The sequence below is a fragment of the Arthrobacter sp. 10L424 genome (assembly GCF_056395325.1).
Genome location: NZ_JBFTJH010000001.1, coordinates 234,891 through 261,352, shown reverse-complemented (window position 1 = coordinate 261,352; position 26,462 = coordinate 234,891). Strand labels below are relative to the sequence as shown.

Below are 26,462 nucleotides of genomic sequence, written 5' to 3'. Positions count from 1 at the left end.
GATTGACTCACAATAAGTGCTTGAATGGGTGCATGACGGATTCGACGGGCACTCACGAAGCATGGGCTGCGGCCCTGCGTGCCCACGGCCGCCGGGTGACGAAACAGCGGCTGGCGGTGCTGGCCGCCGTCGAGCACCAGCCGCATTCCCCCGCCGAGCACATCCTCGCCACCGCCCGCCGGGATCTTCCCGAACTGACGGCGCAGTCCGTCTATGTGGTCCTGAACGATCTGACCGATCTGCAAATGCTGCGCCGCTTTGAGCCGCCGCACTCCCCCGCCCTGTACGAGACGAGGGTGGGCGACAACCACCACCATGCTGTCTGCATCAGCTGCGGCAGGGTGGAGGACGTCGAATGCGCCGTCGGCCACGCTCCGTGCCTGACCCCGCACTGGGACCAGGACTCCAGGCCGATGACCATCCAGATCGCGGACGTGCTGTACCAGGGCATCTGCCAGGACTGCCAGCGCACGCAAAAACTTCCCGCCGAACGTAATTAAGTAGAAACAACAAATTAGGAGAAAGATGACTCAGCACATCTCTGCGCCCGCCGTGTCCACGACACAGTCCGGTGCCCCGGTCACTTCCGATGCCCACTCGCAGTCCGTCGGCGCCGACGGCGCGATCATCCTCACCGACCACTACCTGATCGAAAAGCTGGCGCAGTTCAACCGCGAGCGTGTGCCGGAGCGCGTGGTCCACGCCAAGGGCGGCGGCGCCTTCGGTACCTTCACCACCTCCGAGGACGTCTCGAAGTACACCAAGGCCGCACTGTTCCAGCCGGGCACCGAGACGGAGATGCTCATCCGCTTCTCCTCCGTCGCCGGCGAGGCAGGCTCCCCCGACACCTGGCGCGACCCCCGCGGTTTCGCCGTGAAGTTCTACACCACCGAGGGCAACTACGACCTCGTCGGCAACAACACCCCGGTGTTCTTCATCCGCGACGGCATCAAGTTCCCGGACTTCATCCACTCGCAGAAGCGCCTGCCGGGCACCCACCTGCGCGACGCCGACATGCAGTGGGACTTCTGGACCCTGTCCCCCGAGTCCGCGCACCAGGTCACCTGGCTCATGGGCGACCGCGGCCTGCCGGCCTCCTGGCGTGAAATGCAGGGCTACGGCTCGCACACCTACCAGTGGATCAACGCCGAGGGCGAGCGCTTCTGGGTCAAGTACCACTTCAAGTCCAACCAGGGCGTCAAGTCCATGTCCGGCGACGAGGCCGAGGCCCTGGCCGGCGCTGATGGCGACTTCTACATCCGCGACCTCCAGGAAAACATTGCCGCCGGCAACTTCCCGTCTTGGGATCTGCACGTTCAGGTCATGCCGTACGAGGACGCCAAGACGTACCGCTTCAACCCGTTCGACCTCACCAAGGTGTGGCCGCACGCGGACTACCCGCTGATCAAGGTCGGCACCATGGAGCTGAACCGGAACCCGGAAAACTACTTCGCGCAGATCGAGCAGGCCGCCTTCGCGCCGTCGAACTTCGTGCCGGGCATCGCCGCTTCCCCGGACAAGATGCTGCAGGCCCGCATCTTCTCCTACGCGGACGCGCACCGCTACCGCGTGGGCACCAACCACGCCCAGCTGCCGGTCAACCTGCCCAAGAACCAGGTCAACAACTACAGCCAGGACGGCCAGGGGCGCTACCACTTCAACGCCCCGTCCGTTCCGGTCTACGCACCGAACTCCGTCGGCGGCCCGGCCGCCGTCGAGCCGCAGAACCCGGCCGGCGGCTGGGAGAACGACGGCGAGCTCACCCTCTCCGCGCACTCCCTGCGCGCCGAGGACGGCGACTTCGGCCAGGCCGGCACGCTGTACCGCGAGGTCTTCAACGACGGCGAGAAGGCCCGCCTGCTGGACACCGTCACCGGTGCCGTCAGCGGCGTCAAGGACGCCGGCATCAAGGAACGCGCCATCCAGTACTGGACCAACGTCGACGCCGAGTTCGGCGCCAAGCTGCGCGCCAACCTCGGTGCCGGCCAGGTCGAGTCCGACGCCGAGGCCGCCAACAAGGTCTAATTCCTAGGCGCGGCAAAAGAACACCCCGCACGGATTTCCGTGCGGGGTGTTCCTTTTGTCGTACCGAGAGTGGCTAGCTGACCGCGGCGCCTGAGCGCGCGGCCGTCGTCGAGCCTGGCACCGGGGCCACTGCCGCCGCGGGACGGTGGCCCTTTTTGGCGAGCTGGATCTGCTCATAGACATGGTGCCTGAGCTCGGTGAAGCGCGGCAGCGAACGGGTATTCAGCTGGTCACGATCCTCCGGGAGGTCGATCACGACGTCCTCCTGCACCACTGTCGGGGAACTGGAGAGGATGATGACGCGCTCACCGAGGTAGACGGATTCGTCGATGTCGTGGGTCACGAAGAGCACCGTGATGCCCAGCTTCTTCCAAACTGTCCGGATCAGGTCTTCCAGATCCGCACGGGTCTGGGCGTCCACCGCCGCGAACGGCTCGTCCATCAGCAGCACCTCGGGCTGGTAGGCAATGGCGCGGGCAATCGCAACACGCTGCTGCATTCCTCCCGAGAGCTGCCAGGGGTAGGACCGCGGCACGTGGGACAGGCCCACAGCCTCGAGGGCCTCGTCGACCAGCCTGTCACGCTCGGCCTTCGGCACACCCTGGTTTTTCAGCGGCAACTCGACATTGTCCCGGACCCGCATCCATGGGAAGAGCGAGCGGCCGTATTCCTGAAACACCACGGCCATCTTCTTCGGCGGGCCGGACACCCGATTGCCGTTCAGGAGGACTTCGCCCTCGGTCGGGGCCATCAGTCCGGAGATGCACTTCAGGAGCGTGGTCTTTCCGGAACCGGAGGGGCCAACCAGGCAGGCCAACTCCCCCGCGCGCAGGTCGAAGGTGAGGTCCCGGACCGCCTCGACGCCGCCGCCGTCGGTCTGGTAAACCTTTTTCAGCCCCCGCACGGAAAGCATCGCCGTGGGGGCCTCATGAGTTGAGTCAGGCTGCATTTTCTACCTCTTTCTGGCCGTGGTACCAGCGCAGGATATTCCGCTCGGCCCACTGGAAGATGAATGACATGCCCACACCAAGCAGGCCGAGCACCACGATGCCGGACCACATTTCCGGGATGGCGAAGGAACGCTGGAACTGGACGATGGTGAAGCCCAGCCCTGAGGACGAGGCAAACATTTCGGAGATGACCATCAGGATCAGCCCCAAGGACATGGACTGGCGCACGCCGGCCATGATCTGCGGGCTGGCTGACGGAAGCACCAAGTACCGGACGCGCGCCCAGCCGTCGATGCCGTAGGTGTGGCTGGAGTCGGAGAGAACCGGATCCACGGCCCGGACCCCCTCGATGGTGTTCAGCAGCACGGGCCAGACGCAGCCCGAGATGATGACGACGACCTTCATCGAATCGGTGATCCCCATCAGGAGCATCAGCACCGGCACCAGCACCGGCGGCGGAATGGCGCGGAAGAACTCCAATGTGGGCTCCAGCAGTGCGCGGAGCCATTTGATCGAGCCGATCAGGACGCCGCCGACAACGCCGATCACGATCGCCGCGGCCACGCCGACCACCAGACGGCCGAGGCTGGGCAGCACATCCGTGAAAAAGCGCTGGCTAAACCAGACCTCGCCGAACTTGTTGACCAGCGCGGCCGGGGTCGGGACGAAGAAGTTAACCGCGCCCAGGGTGGAGGCCCACCAGAGCAGGACCAGCACGACGGGCAGCGCCGCGACGTAGCCGAGATTCTTCAGGGCTTTCATACAATCACCTCGGAACGGACGGACGAGTGCCAGGCCAGTGTCTTCTTCTCGATGAAGCGCATCAGCATGTTGATGAGCACGCCGATCAGCCCGGTGGCCAGGACCAATGCGTACATGCCGGAAATGGCGCCGCCGGACTGCGCCAGCGCGATCTCGCGCCCGAGCCCAGGGGACCCGATCACGAGTTCCGCGGTGATGGCCAGGACCAAGGCAACGGCGCCGGCGAGCCGGACTCCGGTCATCAGGTATGGCAGGGCGGTGGGGAATACGACGTACCGGATTCGCGCCATCCGGCCCAGGCCGTAGGTCTTCGCTGTGTTGTTGGCGACCATGTCCACGTCGGCCACACCGTACAGGACCTGGATCAGGACCTGCCAGAAAGAGGCGTAAACGATCAGGAGCAGTGACGACTCGATCTTCACGCCGAAGAGCAGCACGGCCAGCGGGATCAGCGCCACCGAAGGGATGGGGCGCAGGAACTCGACCGTAGAATTTGTGGCCTTCCGCAGGAAGTCACTGGAGCCGATGATGAAGCCGAGCAGCACGGCGGCGGCCACGGCGATGATCAGGCCCAGGAACCAGGCGAACATGGTCTCGCCTACGGAGACCCAGAATGCCGTCAGGCCGAAGTCGCGCAGGAGAGCGACGATGACTTCGCTGGCCGGCGGGAGATAGCGTTCATCGATGATGCCGGCCCGGGGAATCAGCTCCCAGGTGGCCAGGAACCCAAGGATTCCCGCCACACCGAGGAGCTGCTTGGCAGGCAGTGTGCGGACCCGCCCGCGGTCCCGCCCCGTGCCGGGGGCGGGACCGCTGACGGTCAGGGTTTCCGAGGTCACGGGAGGAGATCGCCGGCGCTCGGAGCCTTGGTCAGCGTGCCGTACTTGGCGGCCGCGGCACCGAGGGTTTCGAAGGCGTCCTTGTTGAATTCAACGCGGTACCGGGGAAGGATCATCTTGGCGCGGGTGGCATCGTCGATCTTGGTGTACGTGCCGACGATGTCCCGGACTTCCTGCGGGTGTGCCTGGGCGTATTCGAGGGACTTGTTCATGGCGCGGGTGAACTTCTGGGCCAGCTCGGCCTTGCCCTTGATCGTGTCCGCCTTGGTGAAGTAGCCGGCAATGTCCAGTTCCGGGCTCATACCCACGAAGTTCGAGGAGACGATCTTGCCGCCTTCTGCCACTGCCTTGGAGAGGAAGGGCTCGAGGATCCAGGCTGCATCGACCTGCTTGTTGGCCAGTGCGGCCGGGGCATCCGGGAACGCAACCTCAACGAACTTCACGCTTTTGGCATCGCCGCCGTCCTTTTCGATGACCGACTTGATGGTGGTGTCACCGATGTTGGACAGGTTGTTGACAGAGACGGTCTTTCCGGCGAGGTCCTTCGGGGACTGGATGCTGGAGCCGGCCGGGACGACGACGCCGCCGACGTCCTTGCCCGCCTCACCGGTGGTTGACGCGCCGTTCGCAACGAACTTCAAATCGAGGCCCTTGTCCTTGGCGACCGTGACCGAGATCAGGTTCGAGAAGGCGAAGTCGAAGCTTCCGCTGACGACGCCGGGGACGATCGCGGCACCACCGGTGGCCGTCTGGATGTCCAGCTGCAGGCCCTCTTCCTTGAAGAAGCCCTGCTTGTCGCCGAGGTAGATCGGTGCACAGTCGACGATCGGAATGACTCCAACGGTGACTTTAGTCAGCCCGGCATTGCCCGTGGCTCCGGCGGAAGCGGCGCCAGCGCCGGTGGAACTCGGTGAACCGCTTCCGCAGGCCGAGAGGCCGAGGACCGACGCGGCGGCCAGAGCGGCGATAATACGACTTTTCATGTTCACTCCTATGTGCACATGACATGGGAGTGATTAGGCCCCCATGCCCAAAATGTTCGCTGTTCGAACAGACGTTCAAAATAAAGTCTGATTCAGGCATGCTGGGGCGTCAACCACCACGGGCGCATCGTTACAGCTCTGAGACAGGCGTGCCGGGTTCCCGACGGGGCGCAAGCCGTCGTTTGCGCCGGCTGAAACACCCCCTCAGGGATTGCCGCTGCGGGGTCATCGCGTCTGTCCACATACGGGCTGTGACGCTCGCGGTGAGGCCTCCCTTGTCCCTAGGATTCATGCATGACCCCCTTTGCAGGCATCCCTGAGGCCGCCTTCGAGTTCTACGCGGAACTGGAACACAACAACAACCGCGACTGGTGGCTGGAACACAAGTCCACCTACGACTCTGCGGTCAAGGAACCGCTGACCGGGCTGCTGGCAAAGCTGGAACCGGAGTTCGGCGAAGCCAAGCTGTTCCGCCCCAACCGGGATATCCGCTTCTCCGTGGACAAGTCGCCTTACAAAACGGCGCAGGGAGCGCTCGCTGCCGTTGCCGAAGGGACGGGCTTCTACGTCCAGCTCGACGCCGACGGCCTGCTCATCGGCGGCGGCTACCACACGCACACACCGGCCCAGCTGGCCCGCTTCCGCAGCGCCGTGGACGCCCCCTCCAGCGGCGGCGCCCTGCAGCGGATTGTGGCGCAGGTTGCGGCGCTGGGCTTCGCCGTGGAGGGCGAATCCCTGAAGACGGTTCCGCGGGGGTTCGCCAAGGACCATCCCCGCGCGGAGCTGCTGAAGCACAAGTCGCTCGCCGCCGGCATGCACGTGGGACGGCCGGGCTGGATTTCAACGCCGGACGCGGCCGGGGAGGTGGCCCGGCGCTGGGAGGAGCTTCGGCCCCTGGTTGAGTGGATCGGCCGCTACGCCGCTCCCTGAGACGGAGCAGTTGGTCCCGGGGCACCTGCCAGTGGTGCGCCCGCCAGTGGTGCCCGCCGGAGCGCATGGTCGGATCCGCCGGTCAGATGTGCTCGCCCTCGGCGGCCAGGCGCCGGTCGAGGTTGTTGAAGAAGACCAGCATCATCAGGTCAAAGGCCTTGCTGGCTTCCTCGGGCTGGTTGTTCACGACGAAGTCGAACTGGAGCCCGTAGAAGGCGGCGGTGAACAGTCTGGCGTCGGTGTCGGCGAACTCCTCAAGAATGCCCTGAAGCATCAGCCAATCCCGGGCCTTGTTGTGCAGCATCCTGAAATGTTCCTGCGCAGTTCCCCGGGGTGACGCAGCCACGATGTCCTGCGCGGTCGCCTCGAACTCAAGCCTGGCCAGATGGCGGTTGCGCTGCGCCATGGTCCAGCGCCAGGACTCCAGCAGGAAGGCGCGCCAGGCGTCGCGGTTAATGTCCCGCACGTCGGTGGCCCGGATGCTGTCCAGCCGGGATTCGATGCCGCGGATGATCTCATTCACCAACTGCTCGCGGTGGCCGAAGTGGTAGACCAGCACATAGCTGCTGACGCCGAGACCTTCGGCAAGGCTCCGGAAGGTGAGCTCCGCGAGGGTCTTGTCCATGAGGTAGTCCAGAATGGCGGCCAGCAGCTCTGCCTTGCGTTCCGGTCGAGCTGGGCGGGCCATAAAACAATCATAAGGAGCCGCCCGGGCTGGTCCGCACCCGAGGCATCCCGATCCGGGCGCCAAACGCCGAAAACGCCGGAACCGTGTCCATTCGCCGGAAATTTCCAGCGAATTCGCACGTCTCCGGCGATTTCGGGTTGTAGAGCACTCCCGGGTTAGGGGCGGGTGCGCGTGGCCTTGTCCTTGGTGGCCGCGGCATCGGCATCGGTCGACGTGTGTGCCGCGGCGGGTTCCTTGGCGTCCGCAACTGCGGCGCTCTTCCCGCCGGGCCCGTTCACGGAGGCCTTCGCCTCGGCGAACTTCTCGTTCAGCCTGGAGTGCCGCTGGCCGTAGGAGAAGTAGATGGCCACGCCGATCACGAGCCAGATGGCGAAGAAGATCCACGTCTCCACGGCGAGGTTCGTCATGAGGTAGAGGCACAGGACGGCCGAAACGATCGGGAGCACCTTCCCCAGCGGCACCCGGAACGCCGGCTTCAGGTCCGGGCGCTTCTTCCGCAGCACCAGCACGCCGATGCTCACGGTCACGAACGCGGACAGTGTGCCGATGTTGATCATTTCCTCCAGCAGGTCCACGTTGGTGAGGCCGGCGACAAGCGCCACGGCCGCACCGCAGATGATCTGGAGCCGGACCGGCGTCGCGCGGATGGTGCTGGTCTTGGACAGTGAGCGCGGCAGCAGGCCGTCGCGGCTCATGGCCAGCACCACGCGGGAGAGGCCCATCAGCAGCACCATGATCACCGTGGTCAGGCCCACGAGGGAGCCGAAGGCGATGATCTTCGCGGCGTCGGTGTTGCCGACGGCCTCAAACGCGGTGGTGAGGGTCGGGTTCTCGGCCTCGGCAAGCTCGGTGTAGGACACCATGCCGGTCAGTGCCAGGGACACCAGGATGTAGAGCACCGTGACGACGGCGAGGCCGCCGAAGATGCCGCGGGGCAGCGTCTTCTGCGGGTTCTTGACCTCCTCGGCCGACGTCGCCACGACGTCGAAACCGATGAAGGCGAAGAAGACCAGGGCCGCTCCCGCGAAGATGCCCAGCGTGCCGTACTGTGCCGGGGCGGCGCCGGTAAGGAAGGCAAAGAAGGACTGCTTCATGACGTCGGAGGCGCCGGTGCCGCCGGTGGGCACGGAGGTCGGAACGAACGGGGCGTAGTTCTCGAACTTCACGTAGGTGAAGCCCACCACGATCACAAAGAGCACGACGGCGATCTTGACCAGCGTGAAGATGTTGCCGACGCGGGCGGACAGCTTTGTCCCCAGCACCAGCAGCACAGTGAACACGGCGACGATCAGGAAGGCGCCCCAGTACAGGTCCACCCCGCCCAGGGAGATCGACGGCGGAATGTCCACGCCCATCAGCGCGAACACCTTGCTGAGGTAGATGCCCCAGTACTTGGCGATCACAGCGCCGGCGGTGAACAGCTCGAGGATAAGGTTCCAGCCGATGATCCAGGCCAGCAGCTCGCCCATGGTGGCGTAGGTGAAGACGTAGGCGGAGCCGGCAACGGGAATCGCGGTGGCGAACTCGGCGTAACACATGATCGCCAGCGCACACGTGACAGCGGCAATGGCGAACGAGAGGGTCACGGCCGGGCCGGCGAAGTTCGCTGCAGCCTTGGCGCCGACCGAGAAGATCCCGGCGCCGACGGCAACGGCGACGCCCATAATCATCAAATCCCAGGAGCTGAGCGAGCGCTTCAGCTTGCGTCCGGGTTCATCGGCGTCCGACATGGACTGCTCGATCGATTTGGTCCGGAAAAGGTTCATAAGAAAGTCCACAATCTCGGTAACTTGTTGGAAACAGACCTATCTATCGTAGTGTCCATCCACTGGACGGCCAGATTTGTCCCACATTGTGAGACACAAAAGCGGGCTGCGCAGGTTCCCCCGCATAGCCCGCCAGCGCTTTTCCAGGTCCGGTTCAGACCGGCCAATCCATCAGCGTGGACCGGATCAGGAACCTTTTTCCTTCAGGTGCTTCCACCGAGAATCCGCTCCCCCGGCCCGGCACCACGTCCACGGTCAGATGCGTGTGGCTCCAGTAGTTGAATTGTTCCTTCGACATCCAGAAGTCAATCGGCTGCGGCTGCAGGCCGTCGGAAATGTCGAACAGGCCCAGCTGGACATCCGAGTCCCCCGTGATGAACTCCCCTGCCGGGTAGCACATTGGCGAAGAGCCGTCGCAGCAGCCGCCGGACTGGTGGAACATCAGCGGTCCGTGCTGCAGCCAAAGCTTGCGCAGCAGTTCCACGGCCTCCGCGGTGAGCGCCACTCGGGAGAAATCCTCGCCGGGGCGGGTGACGGCGGCGTCGAGCCTGGTCTGGGACATCAGTATCTCCTCGATGGGCAGTACGGTGCAGAAGTGGTGCGGGCGGGCGGATCAGTCCTGATCCGCCCGCCCGGGTGTGTTGCGGCTTAGAAGAAGCCGAGTTTGTTCTCGTTGTAGCTGACCAGGAGGTTCTTGGTCTGCTGATAGTGGTCCAGCATCATCGAGTGGTTCTCGCGGCCGATGCCGGAGGACTTGTAGCCGCCGAACGCAGCGCCCGCCGGGTAGGCGTGGTAATTGTTCACCCACACGCGGCCGGCCTGGATCTCGCGGCCGGCACGGTAGGCGACGTTGCCGTTGCGGGACCAGACGCCGGCGCCAAGGCCGTAGAGGGTGTCGTTGGCGATGCCCATGGCGTCGTTGTAGTCGCTGAAGCGGGTCACGGACACCACCGGGCCGAAGATTTCCTCCTGGAAGATCCGCATCTTGTTGTGGCCCTCGAAGATGGTCGGCTGGACGTAGTAGCCGCCGGCCAGATCTCCGGGCATGTCGGCGCGGCCGCCGCCGGTGAGCACCTTGGCGCCTTCCTGCTTTCCGATGTCGATGTAGGAGAGGATCTTTTCGAGCTGGTCGTTGGAGGCCTGGGCGCCGAGCTGGGTCTCGGTGTCCAGCGGGTTGCCCTGGATGATCTTCTCGACGCGGGCCACGGCGTCTGCCATGAAGGAATCATAGATGTCTTCCTGGATCAGGGCGCGGGAGGGGCAGGTGCACACTTCTCCCTGGTTGAAGGCAAAGAGGGTGAAACCTTCCTGTGCCTTGTCGTAGAACGCGTCGTCAGTGCTCTCTGCAACGTCGTTGAAGAAGATATTGGGGCTCTTGCCGCCCAGTTCCAGCGTGACCGGGATCAGGTTCTGGCTGGCGTACTGGCTGATCAGGCGGCCGGTGGAGGTTTCACCGGTGAACGCGATCTTGCGGATCCGGGGGCTGGAGGCGAGCGGCTTGCCGGCTTCGACGCCGAAGCCATTGACCACGTTGAGGACGCCGGCCGGCAGCAGGTCGCCGATGAGTTCCATCAGGACCAGAATCGAGGACGGGGTCTGCTCGGCGGGCTTCAGGACGACGGCGTTGCCTGCGGCGAGGGCCGGGGCGAGCTTCCATACGGCCATCAGGATCGGGAAGTTCCAGGGGATGATCTGGCCGACGACGCCGAGCGGCTCGTGGTAGTGGTAAGCGGTGGTGTCGTCGTCGAGCTGAGACAGCCGTCCCTCCTGGGCGCGGACGGCGGAGGCGAAGTAGCGGAAGTGGTCGGAGGCGAGCGGGATGTCCGCGTTGAGGGTTTCGCGGATCGGCTTGCCGTTGTCCCAGGATTCGGCGACGGCCAGCATCTCGACGTTCTCGTCGATCCGGTCGGCAATCTTGTTCAGGATGGCGGCGCGCTCGGCGACGGAGGTCTTGCCCCAGGACGGGGCAACCTTGTGGGCGGCGTCCAGCGCCAGCTCAATGTCCTCGGCGGTGCCGCGGGCGACCTCGCAGAAGACCTTGCCGGTGACGGGGGTGATGTTCTCGAAGTACTGGCCCTTGACCGGGGCGACCCACTCGCCGCCGATCCAGTTCTCGTAGCGGTCCTTGAAGGTGACCTTCGAGCCCTCGGTACCGGGCTGTGCGTAGACAGTCATTGCAGCTCCTTTGCTGTGCAAGATTGATGGCGGCAAATGTCGGCGCCGCCGTTGCGCCCAGCCTAGGAGCATGGAGGTTGCAGTCAGGTTGCAACCGGCGTGACCGGGGTCACTTGTGCGGGTCAGTGGCGGATCAGGCGCTGAGCTCGGCGTCGAGCCGTTCCAAATCGGCGACAAGGGCGGCCCGTCTGGGCGACCGCGGCGGCAGCAGCTTCAGGGCCGCGAGCCGGATCTCGACGTCGTCCCTCGCCTCGGGCAGTTCGGCGTACCTCAGGAGCGACTCGGCGCTGCCGTCAGTCAGGACCGCTTCGCGGAGCAGGGAGGAAACCCGGTTCCGCAGCTCGGTGATGCCGGGGGCTTCGGAGCGGGGCAGGACGGCGCCGCGGTAGATTTCCAACGCGATCCGGTGGGCACCGCGCTGCAGGCAGTTCAGGACCTGCCCGGCATCCGGCACCAGGTCCAGGGGCAGCCGGTAGGGGCGGGACGCCGGAACGGCACCCGCGTTGAGCTGCTGCAGGACTTTGCGCAAGCGCACCATCTCGGCCCGCAGGGTCATGGTGGAAGCATCGCCCGGGTACAGGAGGTTGCAGAGTTCCTCTGCGTTGAGCCCTTCCGGGTGGGTGCTGAGCAGGGCCAGGATCTCGCTGTGCCTCGCGGAAAGCGCCACGGTGCGGCCGTCGATGCTGAGCAGCGCCTGGTCCCGGCCCAGGAGCTGGAGGCTGTTGCGGTACAGGCTTTTGGCGGCCGGCGCGTACGCCGCCTTCGGTGCAGTCGGGCTCCGGCGCCGGGCCGGCGAGGACTGGCGCGCCGCGGCGAGCTGCAGCCGCTCCACCCGCAGATGCGCCTGGGCGGCGGCCACGGTGGCCTCGACCAGCGACAGCGTGTGCGGGGCCACCGCGGACTCGGTGCCGGTGATATCCACGACGCCCAGGAGGGCACCGGAATCCGGATCGTGGAAGGGGACCGCGGTGCAGCTCCAGGGGTGGACGGAGCGTTTGTAGTGTTCCGCCCCGGAGATCTGGATGCCCCGGCCCAGGGCCAGGGCGGTGCCGGGGGCGCTGGTGCCCACGGTGGCTTCGGACCAGTCGGCCCCGGGAACGAACATCATGCCTTCGGCCCGGCGCTGCATGGCGGCGTCGCCTTCCACCCAGAGGAGCCTGCCCACCTCATCCCCCACGGCCACCAGCATTCCGCTGTCGTGGCTGGGCAGGACCAGCAGCTTGTGGATGACCGGCATGATGGCCGCCAGCGGATGCTGCCGCCGGTACTCTTCGAGTTCGTCCCGGTCCATCGCCAGCGGGGCCTCGGGATTGTCCGGGTTGGCCTGCAGCTCGGCGGAGCGCCGCCAGGACTCCTGGATCAGGCTGCTGAGGCCCGGCAGTTGCAGGTCGTCCGGAAGCCCGTGCCCCCGAGAGTCCAGCTGTTCATGGCCGGCACTGGCGTAGTGCTGGCGCAGCTCCGCGGTGATCCCGGCGCCAGGTTGGACCAGGCCAGCCGGATGGACCGAATTCCTCATTGAACTCCCACATCAAGGGCGCGACGGCATGCCGGTGGCAGCCACGTCCGGCCAGTCTAGTGGGCGTTCCGGGCGCCCGCCAGAGCCGGGCCGCCGCCGCGGTCCGGTCCGGCCGGCCGCCGCGCCGCTCCCCGGCAGGCCGCTCCATCGGCGGACTCTTTACGGACACCCGTTGCACGGACAGGCCATGGGGCGGGACAGTGGGCCATGGTTGATCTTGAGCTACTGGTCGAAGGCTTCGAGGCGCATCGGGCGCACCTGCGGGCGGTGGCCTACCGGATGCTGGGTTCGTCCAGCGAAGCCGAGGACGCCGTGCAGGAGTCGTGGCTCCGGCTCAGCCGTTCTGATGCCGCCGCCATCACAAACCTTGGCGGCTGGCTGACCACGGTGGTGGGGCGGATCTGCCTCGATATGCTGCGCTCGCGCCGTTCCCGCCGCGAAGAACCGGCCGGTGAGCCGTCCCCGCGTCCGGAGGCCGGCCGCGCCGACGCCCAGGAGCACCGGCTCCGCGAGGACGGCGATCCGGAGCGGCAGGCCGTGCTGTCCGACGACGTGGGGACCGCCCTGCTGGTGGTGCTGGACGCGCTGGGGCCGGGCGAACGGGTGGCCTTCGTGCTCCACGATCTGTTCTCGGTGCCCTTCGAGGCGGTCGCCGCCGTGCTGGGGAACTCGCCGGCGGCGGCGAGGCAGCTTGCCAGCCGCGCCCGCCGCCGCGTTCAGGCAAGGGCTGCAGGAAACACGCGCCGGGCCGACACTCCGGAAACCTTCGTCCTGCATTCCCGCGACCGCCAGCGGGAAATTGTGGACGCCTTCCTGGCGGCCGCCCGGGGCGGAGACTTTGCCGCGCTGCTCGCCTTGCTGGATCCCGACGTCGTCCTCCGCGCAGACGGCGCCGCGGCCGGAATGGGGGCGGAGGCGGAAGTCATTGGCGCGGAGGCGGTGGCACGCACCTTCTCCGGCCGCGCCCAGGTGGCCCGGCCGGCCCTGGTGGACGGGTCGGTGGGAGCAGTCTGGGCGCCGGGCGGGAGACCGCGCGTGGTGTTCGGGTTCTCCGTGCTGGGCGGCAGGGTCATCCGGATCGATCTCCTGGCAGACCCCGAGGTGCTCGCGGGGCTCCGCATCGAGTACCCGGAGGCCGGCGGCATGCCGCAGGACTAGTCGCGGGAGATCTGCACCATGTCCTCGCGGGGAACCACCTTGACGCGTTCCCGCACAATGCCGTTGGCGTCGGCGGAAGCGGACCACTCCGCGCCGAGGGCCAGTTCGTGGGCGTCGAGCTTGTTCCAGCCCTCCCAGGTCGTGTATTCGATCCCGCGCTCGTCGAGGAGGTCGATGATCGCCTGCGGATCGGGGTTCTGCGCCGGGGGGAGGCTCAGCCGGTCCTCGAGCAGGAAGCCGATGGTCTCCAGCGCGTCGCCCTTGGTGTGGCCGATCAGGCCCACGGGGCCGCGTTTGATCCAGCCCGTGGCGTAGATGCCCGGGACGGGATTGCCGTCGGCGTCGAGCACCCGGCCGCCCTCGTTCGGAATCACGCCGCGGCGGGCATCGTATTCCAGCTCGTCCAGGGGCGAGCCGTGGTAGCCGATCGCCCGGTAGACGGCCTGGACCGGGTAGTCAAGGAATTCCCCCGTGCCCTTGGCGTTGCCGGTGCCGTCCAGCTGCATGCGCTCAAACTTGATGCCCGTGACCTTGCCGGGGTGATCGGCGTCGTCATGAATCTCGACGGGGCTGTGCAGGAAGTGCAGGTGCAGCCGGCGGGAGGACGGTTCCTCGGCCTCGGCGTGCTCCTCGACAAGCCAGTTGGTCAGGGTGTTGACCATGGTGCGGATCTGGTTGTTGCTGCGGATGGCCTCATCCGAGGCCTCGTCGAACTCGAAGTCCTCCGGATAGAGGACGATGTCGACGTCCCGGGCGTGGGAAAGTTCGCGCAGTTCCAGCGGCGTGAACTTGACCTGGGCGGGGCCGCGGCGGCCAAAAACGTGCACGTCCGTGACCGGGGAGTTCTTCAGCGCCCGGTAGACGTTGTCCGGGATTTCCGTCACCAGCAGGTCGTCGGCGTGCTTGACCAGCATCCGGGCAACGTCGAGGGCCACGTTGCCGTTGCCGATCACCGCGATTTCCTTCGCCTCCAGCGGCCAGTCCCGGGGCACGTCGGGGTGACCGTCGTACCAGGAGACGAAATCTGCCCCGCCGAAGGAGCCCTGGAGTCCGACGCCGGGGACGTCCAGTTCCGCGTCGTTGATGGCGCCGGTGGAGAAGATCACGGCGTCGTAGAAGGCGCGGAAGTCATGCAGGGTCAGGTCGCGGCCGTAGGTGACGTTGCCGAGGAAGCGGATATCACCGCGGTCAAGGACTTTGTGCAGCGCGTTGACGATTCCCTTGATCCGCGGATGGTCCGGGGCCACGCCGTAGCGGATGAGGCCGTACGGGGCCGGGTACGCCTCGAAGAGGTCGATGCTGACCTCGAAGTCGCCGTCTTTGACTTCGTTGGACTTGGTCAGGATGTCCGCGGCGTAGACGCCTGCCGGTCCGGCGCCGACAATCGCAACGCGGAGCGGACGTTTGGACGTTCTTTGAGGCGAACTTTCGGCGGAGTTGGACACCGGGAGCCCTTCTGAGTCTTGGCGGCTGCGCCAGTTCAAGCAGCGCACAATCCCCCTATTCTAAATGTCCGCGCCAATGTATAGGCGCGCCGGTGACCGACATCGCAGGGAACCGCGCCCCCGGCGCGGGCGGCAGCGGATTCCAAAGGCAGGAATAGGCGCTCTGCGGGTGGTGTTATTGACTTTGTGCCTACCCCCGACGGATCCCTCTCCCCAGCCACGCTGACGTCCCCGGGCGCTGCGTCGCCCGGCGGAAGCCCGTCGAAGCGTCCGCCGGCCGTGCTCAAGGCAGTGGACACGGACACGACTGCCGGCATCATCTTCGGGATCGGCGCGTACGGCCTGTGGGGGCTGATGCCCCTCTACTTCATCCTGCTGCAACCGGCCGGCGCGATCGAAATCGTGGCCAACCGGGTGCTCTGGTCGCTCATTTTCTGCGTCCTGCTGATCACCGTCACCCGCTCCTGGAGGGTCCTGGGAGCCGCCTTCCGGAACCGCGCGGTCATCTTTCCGCTGATCATCGCCGCGGTCCTGATCGCCGTGAACTGGCTGACCTATGTCTACGGGGTGACCACCGGTCAGGCCGTGGAAGCCTCGCTGGGCTACTTCATCAATCCCCTCGTATCGGTCCTGCTGGGGGTGGTGGTGCTGAAGGAGAAACTGCGGCCGCTGCAGTGGACCGCCGTCGGCATCGGCTTCGTTGCCGTGGGCGTCCTGACGGTGTCCTACGGCAAACTTCCCTTGATCGCCCTGACCCTGGCGCTGAGCTTCGGCCTCTATGGCTTCGTCAAGAAGCGCGTCGGCCCGCGCGCTGATGCGGCCACCAGCCTTACCGTCGAGACGATGGTGCTGGCGCCGGTTGCCGGCGCCACGATGATCGTCCTGGCACTCACCGGAACCGCGACGCTGGCCACTAACGGCGCCGCGCACTTCTGGCTTCTCGCGGCCTCCGGCATCATCACCGCCGTGCCGCTGCTGTTCTTCGGCGCCTCAGCCCGGCGGCTGCCGATGACAACGATTGGCCTGCTGCAGTACTTCGCCCCCGTGCTGCAGTTCATCGTGGCGCTGGCCGTGTTCCACGAGCCCATGACGACAGACCGCTGGATCGGCTTCGGCGTCGTCTGGCTGGCGCTGCTGGTCCTCACCGTGGACATGCTGCTCACTGCCCGGAAGAACTCCGTGACGCGCAGGCTGGCCCGCTCCGCCGCCTGAATCTGTCCAGGCTGCGGAACGGCACCACGCTGTCAGTCCTCGGGGATGGTATCGAACCGCTCGTAGTCGCGCGGGACCACCACCATGGGTACGGGCAGGGCAAGTAGCACCTTGTTGGCCGTCCTGCCGACGAACAGTTTGTTTTTCTCCGCCAGGCGCGACGAGCCTACGATCATGATCTCGCCCTCGTCCCATTCGAGGTCATCGATCGCTTCCTCAATGGTGCGGCCGTGCGCAACTTCCACCGTGACCTGATGGCCGGCCGGAAGCCGGTGGGCGGCCGCCGCGAGGACGGTATTGGCGTGGATGTGCGCGGCGTTGATGTTCTCTCCGCTGTCCCCTTCTGCGTCAAGTTCCACCAGCGAAACCAGCCGCAGCGGGACACCGTGGCGTTCGGCGGCCTCGACCGCGACGTCGATCGCCGCCTCCGCGCCCGTGCGCTCGCCCACTGCGAGGGTCATCCGAGTCATCGGCTCCGTGTGCCGGTAACCCCGGGGGGCCAGCGCCACCGGAACGGGCGAAGCATGCAGGAGCGCGTTGGCCGCGCTTCCGATCGTGTAGCGCTTGAACAGCCCGGCGCTGGCGGCGCCCACCACGATCAGACCGGCCCTGTATTCAACGGCGGCATCGATGAGGCCGGCGGCGTGCGAATCTGCCTGGCGGACGTGGAACCGGGCCTCGAGGTCCTTTGGGACGAGGGCCATGCCTTCCCGTTCCGCGGTGAGCACCTTCTGCTCCGCGGCGCTGACACGGTTTCCCTCCGGGTTCATCGCGACGTAGGGCGTGCGCCGGTCCACCACGTAGACCAGGTCAAGGTGCGCGCCTTGGGCCCGGGCCATGGCGGAGGCCAGTGCAACGGCGTCGGCGCCGCGGTCGCTGGGGGTATAGCCAACTACGTATCGCATGTATGAACCCCTTTTGGGTCTGTGGCAGAAGCCAGCTTTGTTCCGGGGATTCCGGGCGACGTCGGCCGGTCTGCGTTCCTGCAGTGGTAGGAACGACTCTAGCCCAGCGGGACCCGGAAAATGGCCTGCATAGTCCGTTACCTTCGGCCCTGAGCTGGGCAACCAATATGGGATCGGCGTCGGCCGGCCGATGGAACCGGTGCCGGCGAGCGAATTAACTCAGCAGAGCCGCGGACCGTACGTCCGCGGCTCTGCTGTTTCCGGAATTTCTGAGTCCGGAATCTCCGGTGTCCGGATGGCTCAGGCGTTGGCCTTGATGGCCGCGGCCAGGACCTGGAGCCCGTCCAGCAGCAGTTCGTCGCTGATGACCAGCGGCGGCAGCAGCCGGATGACGTTGCCGTAGGTGCCGCAGGTGAGGATGATGACGCCCTCCTTGAGGCAGGCGGCGGCTACGGCCTTGGTCAGCTCCGGGTTCGGTTCCTTCGATCCGGCCTGGACCAGTTCGATGGCCAGCATCGCACCGCGGCCGCGGACGTCGCCGATCACAGTCTGCTCAGCGGCCAGTTCGCGAAGCTTGCCGAGGGCCAGCTCCTCGATGTGCTTGGCGCGGGCGTTGAGGCCGTACTGCTCCATCGAGCCGATGGACGCCAGGGCCGCGGCACACGCGACCGGGTTGCCGCCGTAGGTGCCGCCGAGGCCGCCCGGGTGGACGGCGTCGAGCAGGTCGGCGCGGCCGGTGATGGCGGAGAGCGGCATGCCGCCTGCGATGCCCTTGGCCATGGTGATGATGTCCGGGACGACGCCCTCGTGGTTCACGGCGAACCACTCACCGGTGCGGCAGAAACCGGACTGGACCTCGTCGGCGATGAAGACGACCCCCTTGTCCTTGGCCCAGGCCGACAGCGCCGGCAGGAAACCGTCGGCTGGAACGATGAAGCCGCCCTCGCCCTGGATCGGTTCGATGATGATCGCGGCCACCTGGTCGCCGCCGAGCTGCTTCTCGATCATGGTGATGGCGCGCTTGGCGGCCTCGGCACCGGTGATCTCCGGGTTTTCCTCGCGGTAGGGGTAGCTCATCGGCATGCGGTACACCTCGGGCGCGAACGGGCCGAAGTTGGTCTTATAGGGCATGGCCTTGGCGGTCAGCGCCATGGTCAGGTTGGTGCGGCCGTGGTAGGCGTGGTCGAAAGCGACGACGGCGTCCCGGCCGGTGGCCAGGCGGGCCACCTTGACGGCGTTCTCCACGGCTTCGGCGCCGGAGTTGAACAGCACGGTGCGCTTCTCGTGGTCCCCCGGGGTGAGGCGGTTCAGCTGCTCGGCGACGGCGACGTAGCCTTCGTAGGGCGTGACCATGAAGCAGGTGTGGGTGAAGTGCTCCACAGCTTCCTTGACGGCGCCGACGACGGCCGGGTCGGAAGCACCGACGCTGGTCACGGCAATGCCGGAGCCAAGGTCGATGAAGGAGTTGCCGTCAACGTCGTGGATGATGCCGCCGTCGGCGTCGGCGACGTAAACGGGTACGGTGGACGCGACGCCGGCCGCGACGACAGCCTTGCGGCGTTCGGTCAGGGCGACGGACTTGGGGCCCGGGAAATCGGCCTGGACGCGGCGCTTCTGCTCAAGACGGTAGGTGATGTCATGGGCGGTGGTGGTCATGGGAGAGCCTTTCTTGCGTGCTGGTTGTGCGCGGAGCTGTGCTTCTGGTCTTGAAACCGGCTTAGGCGTCCAGCGCACTCATGACGTGCTTGATGCGGGTGTAGTCCTCGACGCCGTACATGGAAAGGTCCTTGCCGTAGCCGGACTGCTTGAAGCCTCCGTGCGGCATCTCGGCGGTGAGGAGGATGTGGGTGTTGATCCACACGGCGCCGAAGTCCAGGTCGCGGCTGACGCGCATGGCCGTGCCGTGGTCGGTGGTCCAGACGCTGGAGGCGAGGGCGTAGTCGACGTCGTTGGCCAGTTCCACGGCTTCGTCCTCGGTGCTGAACTTCTGCACCGTGATGACGGGGCCGAACGTTTCCTTCTGCACGATGTCGTCGCTCTGCTTGGCCCCGGTGATGATCGTGGGTTCGAAGAAGAAGCCCTTTTCGCCGGCGCGGTGGCCGCCGGTTTCGATCCTGCAGTTCTCCGGGAGGTGCTCCACCACCGACGTCACGGCGTTGAAGTGGTTCACGTTGTTGAGCGGGCCGAAGTAGTTGTCCTCGTCGTTCTGTGAACCGGTGTGCAGGGTTTTGGTGTGTTCCACCATGGCTGCGACGACGTCGTCGTGGACTTCGTCCTGGACCAGGACGCGTGTGATCGCGGTGCAGTCCTGGCCGGCGTTGAAGAAGGCGAATTCGGCGATGGCCGCGGCGCTCTTCTTGATGTCCGCGTCCTTGAACACGATGGCGGGCGCTTTGCCGCCAAGCTCGAGGTGCGCGCGCTTGAGGCCCTTCGCGGCGCCGGACGCCACTGCGATGCCGGCCCGGACGGAGCCGGTGATGGAGACGAGGCCGGGGACCTTGTGCTCCACCATCAGAGAGCCGGTCTCCCCGGTGCCCAGGACGACGTTGAGCACGCCGGCCGGGAAGATTTCGCCGGCGAGGCGGGCCAGGACGAGGGTGGATTCCGGGGTGGTGTCCGAGGGCTTGAGCACCACGGTGTTTCCCGCGGCGAGGGCGGGGCCGATCTTCCAGATGGCCATGAGGAACGGGTAGTTCCAGGGTGCGACCTGCGCGACGACGCCGATCGGCTCGCGCCGGACGTAGGAGGTGTGGCCCTCGAAGTATTCTCCGGCGGACTTGCCCTCCATGATCCGGGCGGCGCCGGCGAAGAAGCGCAACTGGTCGGCGCCGGCGGCAACTTCCTCGGACGCGATCAGGGAACGGACCTGGCCGGTGTTGCGGTGCTGGGCCTCGACGAGTTCGTCGCTGTTGGCCTCGACGGCGTTGGCGAGCTTGAGCAGCATCAGCTGGCGCTGCCCCGGCGTCGTGTGCTTCCAGGTTTTGAAGGCGTCCTGCGCGGCCGTCATGGCGGCGTCGACGTCGGCCCCCACGGAGACCGGTGAGGTGGCGACGACCTCGCCGTTGGTGGGATTGACGATGTCCAGCACGCCGGTTCCGGCGGGGGTGACAAACTCGCCGTTGATGAAGTTCTGCAAGGTTTGAACCACGGTGTACAACCTCTTTCACGCTGAAAAGGACCCAATGAGACTGCTCCGAGCCTATGCCAGCCGGTCAACCACGGGGAATAGTCACCTGCACACCGTTGCCGCCATGTTTTAGTGCGCTTGACCAGCCCCCGGTTATCCTGAATCCATGGCCATTTCACTCGCTGCCCTGTTGGGGGTTCCCTCCCTTAAACTCGCCAAGGCAGGCCTCGCCGAGACCACCTGGCACCAGGACATTCTCTGGGTGGCCGTCACCGAGCAGGAGGACCCGCAGCGCTTCCTCAACGGCGGCGAACTTGTCCTCACCACCGGAATGCGGCTCAAGAGCGCCCCGGAACAGCGCCGCTTCGTCCGCCAGGTCCAGCGCGCCGGGGCGGTGGGAATCGGCTTCGGGATCGGCCTGACCCACGACGCCGTGCCGCCCGCCCTGATCGCGGAGGCCAACCGCTGGGGGCTGCCGGTGGTCGAGGTGCCGTATGAGACGCCGTTCATCGCGATCGGCAAGCTCGTCGCGGACGCCCAGTCCGCGGACCACTTCACCAAGCTGGAGCGGCTCATCGCCGGGCACCAGATCCTGGCCCGCGCCCTGCTCACCGGCGGCGGCCTGACCGAACTCCTCAAACACCTCGGGTCCATGCTGCGGACGGAAATCGTGCTGACCCAGTTCACGGCCCAGCTTTACAACAGTGCCGCGGGCAATCCCGCGCCGAGCGCCGACGGCTGGGCGTCGTTCCCGATTCCCACCGGCCGCCGCGACGCATGCACCCTGTGGGTGAAGCAGCCGTTCGAGGACTCGGGAATTGTGGGCTACGCCCAGAACCTGATCAGCGTCGAGCTCAACAACATGGTCAAGCAGCGCCAGTCCCAGCGCGCCCTGGCCGGGCAGGTGCTGGAGGACGTGATCCACGGGACCCTGGACCCCAGCGAGGCCACCCGGCGGCTCGCCGGCATCGGCGTCAACAGCACGCGCAGGAACGTGGTCCTGCTGGCCGAGTCCGCCGCGCACTTCAAACAGCTCGGGACGTCCTCCCTGCCGCAGCCGCTGGAGAAGTCGGTGAGCGCCGTCGTCGGCAAGGACCTGGTGGCGGTGCTCCCCGACGACGGAAGCGGCGCCAGCGCGCTGGCCCGGAGCCTCAGCGACCACCTGGCCGAGGCGGGGATCCACGCCACGATCGGAATCGGCGGAGCGTACACGAAACCGAACGGGCTGCGGTGGAGCTATTTCGAGGCCCGCGACGCGGCAAGCCACGGCCTGCCCGTGAACGAACCGGAGCGGCTGAGCCTGACGTCGCTGCTGCTGGCCAGCGAGGACGTGCCGCTGGCGGACATGGCCAACGAGTCGCTGAACCCGCTCCGGACCTTCGATGCGACCCACGGCGCCGAACTGATGACCACGCTGGAGAGCTACCTGACCAACAACGGCTCCGTGGCGGCCGTGGCCGAAGAGCTCACGCTGCACCGGAACACGGTCCGCTACCGGCTCGCCCAGATCACCGAGCTGACCGGCTACGACCCGGCCCAGACGTCGGACCGGGTGCAGCTCTGGCTCGCGCTGGCCGTCCAGCGGCTGGGCGCCCGGCACCCGCGCTGACCCTCCGCCACGGAGCAACGCGCGGCCACTTCCGGCCCTCCGAAGCCTCACCGTGGTGACGGGGCGTTGCCTAATAGGGTCTTAGGGCCGTAGACCGGGCTGCAGCCGCTGATGAGACTGGGAGAGGCAGCACACTGCACAAGAGTGCCCAAAAAGGGGTTTTGCACCGTTCCGCACCGTCTTCACGGACGATGGAGCCGGCCCCTCGGCGTCGCAGTTCGGTTGCCTGATTCGCCCTAGGAAGTACCAGTCCAGGAGGCCGATCGTGGGCAAGAAGAAGAACAAGAAGCGCGGCGACGAAGAAGCGGGGCCGGACGGGCAGCCCAGAACCAAGATGCCCCGCAAGGAGTACGAGGCGGAGATGGCCGTCCTGCAAGGCGAACTGGTCGCTTTGCAGGAATGGGTGAAGTCCACCGGAGCCAAGATCTGCATCGTGTTCGAGGGACGCGACACGGCCGGCAAGGGCGGCACCATCAAGCGCATCGTCGAGCGGGTGAGCCCCCGGGTCTTCAGGGTGGTGGCCCTCCCCACCCCAACGGACCGGGAGAAGTCCCAGATGTATCTCCAGCGCTATATGGCGCACTTCCCGGCGGCCGGCGAGGTGGTCATCTTCGACCGCAGCTGGTACAACCGTGCGGGCGTGGAACGCGTGATGGGGTTCTGCACCCCGGAGCAGACCCAGAAGTTCCTCAACATGGCCCCGCTGGTGGAGAAGGCAATGGTGGACTCCGGCATCATCCTGCTCAAGTACTGGCTTGAAGTCAGCGCGGATGAACAGACCCGCCGGCTGAAGAGCCGGATGGACGATCCGCGCAAGACCTGGAAGCTCTCGCCCATGGACCTGAAGTCGTACAAGCGCTGGTACGACTACTCCCGGGCCAGGGACGCCATGTTTGCGGCGACCGATACCGCCTGGGCGCCCTGGTTCGTCGCGAACAACGACGTCAAGAAGCGCGGCCGGCTCAACATCATCAGCCACCTGCTGAGCCAGGTTCCGTACGAGCCGTACCCGGGGCTCGACGTCGAACTCCCGAAGCGCCAGAAGGCCGGCAACTACCGCGAGCCGACCCTCGCGGTGCGGCGCGTCCCGACCCCGTTCTAAGCAGCGCCGCGATGAGGAGGAAGCCATGAACGACAATCCCGGACCAGCGGCAGGAGTGGCCCCGGCCGAGGCGGACGCTGCCTGGTACACGCTGGCGGCCGGGGAGGTCTCGGGCCGGCTGGGCGTTGATCCCGCGAGCGGGTTGAGCAGCGCCGAGGCGCAGCAGCGGCTGCAGGAGTACGGCCCGAACGCCCTGGCCGCAGCGAAGCAGGAACCGGTCTGGAAGCGGTTCTTCAAGCACTACCGGGACTACATGCAGATCGTGCTTGTGGTCGCCGCGCTGGTCAGCCTGCTGATCGAGGAATACGGGACCGCGATCGGGCTCGCCGTCCTGACGCTGTTCAACGCATGGCTGGGCTACCACCAGGAGGGGAAGGCCGAAGCGGCCGCAGCTTCCCTGGGGCAGATGATGAAGTCGATGGCCAAGGTGCGGCGCGACGGCGTTATGGCGGAAGTGCCGTCCGAGCAGATCGTTCCCGGCGACATTGTGGTGGTCGACGCCGGCGACCGCGTCCCCGCCGACGGCAGGGTCATCCTTGCCGCGACACTCCAGATCGAGGAGGGCGCCCTCACCGGCGAGAGCGTCGCGGTCGAGAAGGACACCGCCGTCATCGGCCGGCACGACGTCGGCATCGGGGACCGCGTGAACATGGCGTTTATGAACACCAACGTGACCCGGGGCCACGGCGAAATCCTCGTCACCACCACGGGGATGGGCTCGGAAGTCGGCCACATCGCGCACATGCTGTCCGGGCAGAAAGAGGAGAAGACCCCGCTCACCAAGCAGGTGGACCGGCTCACCATCTTCATCATCATCGCGGCGCTCTTCGCGTTCGTCGCCATCGTTGTCATGGGCCTGGCCGCGGGCGACTCCTTCGCCGTGCTCTTCGGGATCGGCGTGGCGCTGGCCGTCGGCTCCATCCCGGATGCGCTGCCCGCCGTCGTCACCACCATCCTGTCCGTGGGCTCGGTCAACATGGCCAAGAAGAACGCCATCATGAAGGTCCTTCCCGCCGTCGAGACCCTGGGCTCCACGTCGGCGATCAACTCGGACAAGACCGGCACCCTCACACTGAACCAGATGACAGTGCGAGAGTTCGTGACAGTGCAGCACCACTACACCGTGAGCGGCGAGGGCTACAGCTTCGACGGCCAGGTCCAGCGGACCACCGGCGACGCCGAGCAGGACCTGGACTACGTCATGTTCCCGTGCGCGCTGTGCAACGACTCGGACATCCAGGACGGGGAGGTCATCGGCGACCCCACGGAGGCGGCGCTGTACGTGCTCGCGCAAAAAGGCGGCGTGGACGTCACAGAGTTCCGCCGGAACAACCCGCGGGTGGCGTCGGTACCCTTCGACTCCGACTACAAGTTCATGGCCACCTTCCACCGGATGCCGGGTGCCGACGGCCGGCCCGTGATCCGCGCGTATGTGAAGGGGGCGCCCGACGTCGTGCTCAACAGATCGTCGTCCGGGCGGATGCCGGGCGGCCGCGCCGAGCCCCTCACCGACGAGATGCGGGCAAAAGTGCTCGCCGCGAACGAGGGCATTGCCAGCAAGGGCCGGCGCGTGCTCGCCCTGGCGCAGCGCGAGTTCGATCCGGCGACATTCCAGCCCTCGGGCGACCTGATGGCGCTTATGCAGGACCTGGAGATTTGTGCGCTGATCGGTGAAGTGGACCCGCCCCGGGCCGAAGCGGTGACCGCGATCGCCAAAGCCAAACACGCCGGCATCCGGGTCCGGATGATCACGGGCGACCACGCCATCACCGCGGCCGCGATCGCCGACGAGCTGGGCATCCGGGGACGGGCTGTCACCGGTGCCGAGTTCGCCGCGATGAGTGATGCGGAGGCCGACAGCCAGGTGGACGGCATCGGCGTGATCGCCCGGGTGGCCCCCGAACACAAGGTCCGGCTGGTCGAGGTGCTCAAGCGCAAAGGCAACATCGTCGCGATGACCGGCGACGGCGTGAACGACGCGCCCGCCATCGCCGCGGCGGACATCGGGATCGCGATGGGCATCACGGGCACTGACGTCGCCAAGGGTGCGGCCAAGATGATCCTGGCGGATGACAACTTCGCCACGATCGTCGCCGCGGTCGAGCAGGGCCGGCTGGTGTACGACAACCTGCAGAAGTTCATCCGGATCCAGGTCGCCAATCTGTTCATGTTCATCCTCGCGTTCATCGGGTCCTCCGCTTTCGCGATCGCCGGCACCGCACTGCTCAGCCCGGCCCAGGTGCTGTGGATCCACATGGCGATCGTCGCGCCGATAGGTGCCGTGATGGGCCTGGACCTCGCGACGCCGGGCATCATGGACCGCAAGCCCCGGCCGTTCGACCAACCGATTATCGTCCGGTCGATGATGGTGCGCCTGTTTGTCGTCGGGCTGTTCATGGCGGCCGCGACGCTGATACTCGTCGAAATCGGCAAGACCTCCTACGGATCCCTTGAGATCGGCCAGAGCATGGCCATCGTGGGCCTGGGGCTGATGAACATCACGGTCGCCCTCAACCTGCGTTTCCCCGAAGAGAGCGCTTTCGGGCCCTCCACCATCTCCAACCCGAAGCTGCTCTGGGCGTTCGCGTGGGCCTTCGTCGGCTCCATGCTGATCACCCAGATGCGGGTAATGCAGGACCTCTTCGGCACCGTCCAGCTCAACGGCCAGCAGTGGCTGGCCTGCCTGGTTCCGGCCGTGGTGCTGCTGGTCCTCGGCGAGCTGTTCAAGGTGATCCTGCGGGCCCGTCGGGCAAAGACCACAGCCACAGTCCCGACTTCCCCGGTCCCCGCCTGACTGCGCCGACCCATCCGGGTTCCACACAGGTCCGAATAGTCCTATGACACCTTTTTGGTGCGTGGAAACTGTACGGCTACCTAACTGGAGATAAACGTGACTAAGACCCTGAAGACCACCGCCCGGATCGTTGCCGGATCAGCCCTAGCATTCTCTGCCCTCGCCGTGAGCTCCATGCCGGCCCAGGCCGCCATCGTCCCTGACACCACCGCGGTGAGCAGCGACCCGGCATCCAACAACCAGGCCACCTTTGGCCCGCTGATCGACGGCGGGCTCATCAACGGCGGGCTGGTCAACGGCCCCCTCGTGGACGGCCCCCTCGTGAACACCGGAGGAACCGGCCCCTTCCAGTTCGGGCAGTTCCAGTAGCACTCCCCTGATCCCCGGCAGCCCGGCCGCACTGGCCGGCACGCCGGGGATCATGCTGTCTGCGCCCACAGCGCGGGTCCCTTACGTATCCCCTGAACGTGCCCACA

Annotated in this window: 22 protein-coding genes; 9 read left to right on the top strand and 13 right to left on the bottom strand. The window is 66.5% G+C overall.

The genetic code is table 11. The features are described from left to right. Positions 1 to 32: 32 nt before the first annotated feature. Both AC1DC5_RS01165 and AC1DC5_RS01160 read left to right on the top strand, forming a co-directional pair. The gene (locus AC1DC5_RS01165) at positions 33 to 500 is read left to right on the top strand and encodes a Fur family transcriptional regulator (protein WP_441406886.1); all 468 of its coding nucleotides are present in this window, start codon (positions 33 to 35) and stop codon (positions 498 to 500) included. A 25-nt stretch (positions 501 to 525) separates the two neighbouring features. Beyond that, a complete protein-coding gene (locus AC1DC5_RS01160) occupies positions 526 to 2,025 on the top strand; it encodes a catalase (protein ID WP_441406885.1) in 1,500 nt (499 codons plus the stop codon). 73 nt (positions 2,026 to 2,098) lie between these two features. Here AC1DC5_RS01160 and AC1DC5_RS01155 read toward each other — a convergent pair whose 3' ends face one another. The 4 genes from AC1DC5_RS01155 to AC1DC5_RS01140 are packed head-to-tail and all read right to left on the bottom strand — an operon-like array spanning position 2,099 to position 5,559. After that, positions 2,099 to 2,974, bottom strand: a complete 876-nt coding sequence (locus AC1DC5_RS01155) for an ABC transporter ATP-binding protein (RefSeq protein ID WP_441406884.1) — start codon at positions 2,972 to 2,974, stop codon at positions 2,099 to 2,101. Then, positions 2,964 to 3,737: an ABC transporter permease gene (locus AC1DC5_RS01150; protein ID WP_476863928.1), complete on the bottom strand. Its 774-nt coding sequence runs from the start codon at positions 3,735 to 3,737 to the stop codon at positions 2,964 to 2,966. Before AC1DC5_RS01150 ends, AC1DC5_RS01155 begins: the two co-directional genes overlap by 11 nt. Beyond that, complete coding sequence (locus tag AC1DC5_RS01145) at positions 3,734 to 4,576, bottom strand: ABC transporter permease (RefSeq protein ID WP_441406882.1); 843 nt, start codon at positions 4,574 to 4,576, stop codon at positions 3,734 to 3,736. Before AC1DC5_RS01145 ends, AC1DC5_RS01150 begins: the two co-directional genes overlap by 4 nt. Beyond that, positions 4,573 to 5,559, bottom strand: coding sequence for an ABC transporter substrate-binding protein (locus AC1DC5_RS01140; protein ID WP_441406881.1), 987 nt, complete (start codon positions 5,557 to 5,559; stop codon positions 4,573 to 4,575). The genes AC1DC5_RS01145 and AC1DC5_RS01140 overlap by 4 nt, the downstream gene beginning before the upstream one ends. A 294-nt stretch (positions 5,560 to 5,853) precedes the next feature. Here AC1DC5_RS01140 and AC1DC5_RS01135 point away from each other — a divergent pair, with 294 nt between their 5' ends. Continuing rightward, positions 5,854 to 6,489, top strand: coding sequence for a DUF2461 domain-containing protein (locus AC1DC5_RS01135; RefSeq protein WP_476863927.1), 636 nt, complete (start codon positions 5,854 to 5,856; stop codon positions 6,487 to 6,489). 82 nt (positions 6,490 to 6,571) lie between these two features. On the opposite strand, the gene AC1DC5_RS01130 is transcribed toward AC1DC5_RS01135, so the two are convergent. The 5 genes from AC1DC5_RS01130 to AC1DC5_RS01110 form a co-directional block, all read right to left on the bottom strand. Further along, on the bottom strand, positions 6,572 to 7,177 hold the full coding sequence (locus AC1DC5_RS01130) for a TetR/AcrR family transcriptional regulator (RefSeq protein WP_476863926.1): 606 nt from the start codon (positions 7,175 to 7,177) through the stop codon (positions 6,572 to 6,574). Between the two features lie 155 nt (positions 7,178 to 7,332). Next, positions 7,333 to 8,943, bottom strand: coding sequence for an amino acid permease (locus tag AC1DC5_RS01125; RefSeq protein WP_476863925.1), 1,611 nt, complete (start codon positions 8,941 to 8,943; stop codon positions 7,333 to 7,335). Positions 8,944 to 9,097: 154 nt separating this feature from the next. Then, positions 9,098 to 9,505: a DUF779 domain-containing protein gene (locus tag AC1DC5_RS01120; RefSeq protein ID WP_476863924.1), complete on the bottom strand. Its 408-nt coding sequence runs from the start codon at positions 9,503 to 9,505 to the stop codon at positions 9,098 to 9,100. A gap of 86 nt (positions 9,506 to 9,591) precedes the next feature. Continuing rightward, a complete protein-coding gene (gene exaC / locus AC1DC5_RS01115) occupies positions 9,592 to 11,118 on the bottom strand; it encodes an acetaldehyde dehydrogenase ExaC (RefSeq protein ID WP_476863923.1) in 1,527 nt (508 codons plus the stop codon). A gap of 133 nt (positions 11,119 to 11,251) precedes the next feature. Further along, positions 11,252 to 12,634 carry a GAF domain-containing protein gene (locus AC1DC5_RS01110; RefSeq protein ID WP_476863922.1) on the bottom strand — a complete coding sequence of 461 codons (1,383 nt, stop codon included), beginning with the start codon at positions 12,632 to 12,634 and terminating at the stop codon, positions 11,252 to 11,254. A 207-nt stretch (positions 12,635 to 12,841) separates the two neighbouring features. Between AC1DC5_RS01110 and AC1DC5_RS01105 the strand changes: the two genes are divergently transcribed. Then, positions 12,842 to 13,792 (top strand): sigma-70 family RNA polymerase sigma factor, encoded by a 951-nt coding sequence (locus tag AC1DC5_RS01105; protein ID WP_476863921.1) that lies wholly within the window; start codon positions 12,842 to 12,844, stop codon positions 13,790 to 13,792. On the opposite strand, the gene AC1DC5_RS01100 is transcribed toward AC1DC5_RS01105, so the two are convergent. After that, on the bottom strand, positions 13,789 to 15,237 hold the full coding sequence (locus AC1DC5_RS01100) for an FAD-dependent oxidoreductase (RefSeq protein ID WP_441406874.1): 1,449 nt from the start codon (positions 15,235 to 15,237) through the stop codon (positions 13,789 to 13,791). The two genes, AC1DC5_RS01105 and AC1DC5_RS01100, sit on opposite strands and share 4 nt — an antisense overlap. Before the next feature lie 177 nt (positions 15,238 to 15,414). Between AC1DC5_RS01100 and rarD the strand changes: the two genes are divergently transcribed. After that, positions 15,415 to 16,449: an EamA family transporter RarD gene (gene rarD / locus AC1DC5_RS01095; protein WP_441406915.1), complete on the top strand. Its 1,035-nt coding sequence runs from the start codon at positions 15,415 to 15,417 to the stop codon at positions 16,447 to 16,449. A gap of 32 nt (positions 16,450 to 16,481) precedes the next feature. Here rarD and AC1DC5_RS01090 read toward each other — a convergent pair whose 3' ends face one another. From AC1DC5_RS01090 to AC1DC5_RS01080, 3 genes are all read right to left on the bottom strand, one after another. Beyond that, on the bottom strand, positions 16,482 to 17,354 hold the full coding sequence (locus AC1DC5_RS01090) for a universal stress protein (RefSeq protein ID WP_441406873.1): 873 nt from the start codon (positions 17,352 to 17,354) through the stop codon (positions 16,482 to 16,484). Positions 17,355 to 17,654: 300 nt separating this feature from the next. Further along, positions 17,655 to 19,010, bottom strand: a complete 1,356-nt coding sequence (gabT, locus tag AC1DC5_RS01085; protein WP_476863920.1) for a 4-aminobutyrate--2-oxoglutarate transaminase — start codon at positions 19,008 to 19,010, stop codon at positions 17,655 to 17,657. 61 nt (positions 19,011 to 19,071) lie between these two features. Then, a complete protein-coding gene (locus AC1DC5_RS01080) occupies positions 19,072 to 20,502 on the bottom strand; it encodes a gamma-aminobutyraldehyde dehydrogenase (RefSeq protein WP_476863919.1) in 1,431 nt (476 codons plus the stop codon). A gap of 145 nt (positions 20,503 to 20,647) precedes the next feature. Between AC1DC5_RS01080 and AC1DC5_RS01075 the strand changes: the two genes are divergently transcribed. The 4 genes from AC1DC5_RS01075 (at position 20,648) to AC1DC5_RS01060 (ending at position 26,355) form a co-directional block, all read left to right on the top strand. Further along, positions 20,648 to 22,090 (top strand): PucR family transcriptional regulator, encoded by a 1,443-nt coding sequence (locus AC1DC5_RS01075; protein ID WP_476863918.1) that lies wholly within the window; start codon positions 20,648 to 20,650, stop codon positions 22,088 to 22,090. Positions 22,091 to 22,355: 265 nt separating this feature from the next. Further along, entirely contained in the window at positions 22,356 to 23,192 is an 837-nt protein-coding gene (ppk2, locus tag AC1DC5_RS01070) for a polyphosphate kinase 2 (protein ID WP_476863917.1), read from the top strand. Positions 23,193 to 23,217: 25 nt separating this feature from the next. Next, positions 23,218 to 25,986, top strand: a complete 2,769-nt coding sequence (locus tag AC1DC5_RS01065) for a cation-translocating P-type ATPase (protein ID WP_476863916.1) — start codon at positions 23,218 to 23,220, stop codon at positions 25,984 to 25,986. A 96-nt stretch (positions 25,987 to 26,082) separates the two neighbouring features. Then, the gene (locus tag AC1DC5_RS01060; RefSeq protein WP_441406867.1) at positions 26,083 to 26,355 is read left to right on the top strand and encodes a hypothetical protein; all 273 of its coding nucleotides are present in this window, start codon (positions 26,083 to 26,085) and stop codon (positions 26,353 to 26,355) included. Positions 26,356 to 26,462: the final 107 nt, after the last annotated feature.

Coding starts and splice junctions, on each gene's coding strand:
- AC1DC5_RS01165 (WP_441406886.1), top strand. CDS start 33: ATGACGGATTCGACGGGCACTCACGAAGCATGGGCTGCGGCCCTGCGT.
- AC1DC5_RS01160 (WP_441406885.1), top strand. CDS start 526: ATGACTCAGCACATCTCTGCGCCCGCCGTGTCCACGACACAGTCCGGT.
- AC1DC5_RS01155 (WP_441406884.1), bottom strand. CDS start 2,974: ATGCAGCCTGACTCAACTCATGAGGCCCCCACGGCGATGCTTTCCGTG.
- AC1DC5_RS01150 (WP_476863928.1), bottom strand. CDS start 3,737: ATGAAAGCCCTGAAGAATCTCGGCTACGTCGCGGCGCTGCCCGTCGTG.
- AC1DC5_RS01140 (WP_441406881.1), bottom strand. CDS start 5,559: ATGAAAAGTCGTATTATCGCCGCTCTGGCCGCCGCGTCGGTCCTCGGC.
- AC1DC5_RS01135 (WP_476863927.1), top strand. CDS start 5,854: ATGACCCCCTTTGCAGGCATCCCTGAGGCCGCCTTCGAGTTCTACGCG.
- AC1DC5_RS01130 (WP_476863926.1), bottom strand. CDS start 7,177: ATGGCCCGCCCAGCTCGACCGGAACGCAAGGCAGAGCTGCTGGCCGCC.
- AC1DC5_RS01125 (WP_476863925.1), bottom strand. CDS start 8,943: ATGAACCTTTTCCGGACCAAATCGATCGAGCAGTCCATGTCGGACGCC.
- AC1DC5_RS01120 (WP_476863924.1), bottom strand. CDS start 9,505: ATGTCCCAGACCAGGCTCGACGCCGCCGTCACCCGCCCCGGCGAGGAT.
- exaC (WP_476863923.1), bottom strand. CDS start 11,118: ATGACTGTCTACGCACAGCCCGGTACCGAGGGCTCGAAGGTCACCTTC.
- AC1DC5_RS01110 (WP_476863922.1), bottom strand. CDS start 12,634: ATGAGGAATTCGGTCCATCCGGCTGGCCTGGTCCAACCTGGCGCCGGG.
- AC1DC5_RS01105 (WP_476863921.1), top strand. CDS start 12,842: ATGGTTGATCTTGAGCTACTGGTCGAAGGCTTCGAGGCGCATCGGGCG.
- AC1DC5_RS01090 (WP_441406873.1), bottom strand. CDS start 17,354: ATGCGATACGTAGTTGGCTATACCCCCAGCGACCGCGGCGCCGACGCC.
- gabT (WP_476863920.1), bottom strand. CDS start 19,010: ATGACCACCACCGCCCATGACATCACCTACCGTCTTGAGCAGAAGCGC.
- AC1DC5_RS01075 (WP_476863918.1), top strand. CDS start 20,648: ATGGCCATTTCACTCGCTGCCCTGTTGGGGGTTCCCTCCCTTAAACTC.
- AC1DC5_RS01065 (WP_476863916.1), top strand. CDS start 23,218: ATGAACGACAATCCCGGACCAGCGGCAGGAGTGGCCCCGGCCGAGGCG.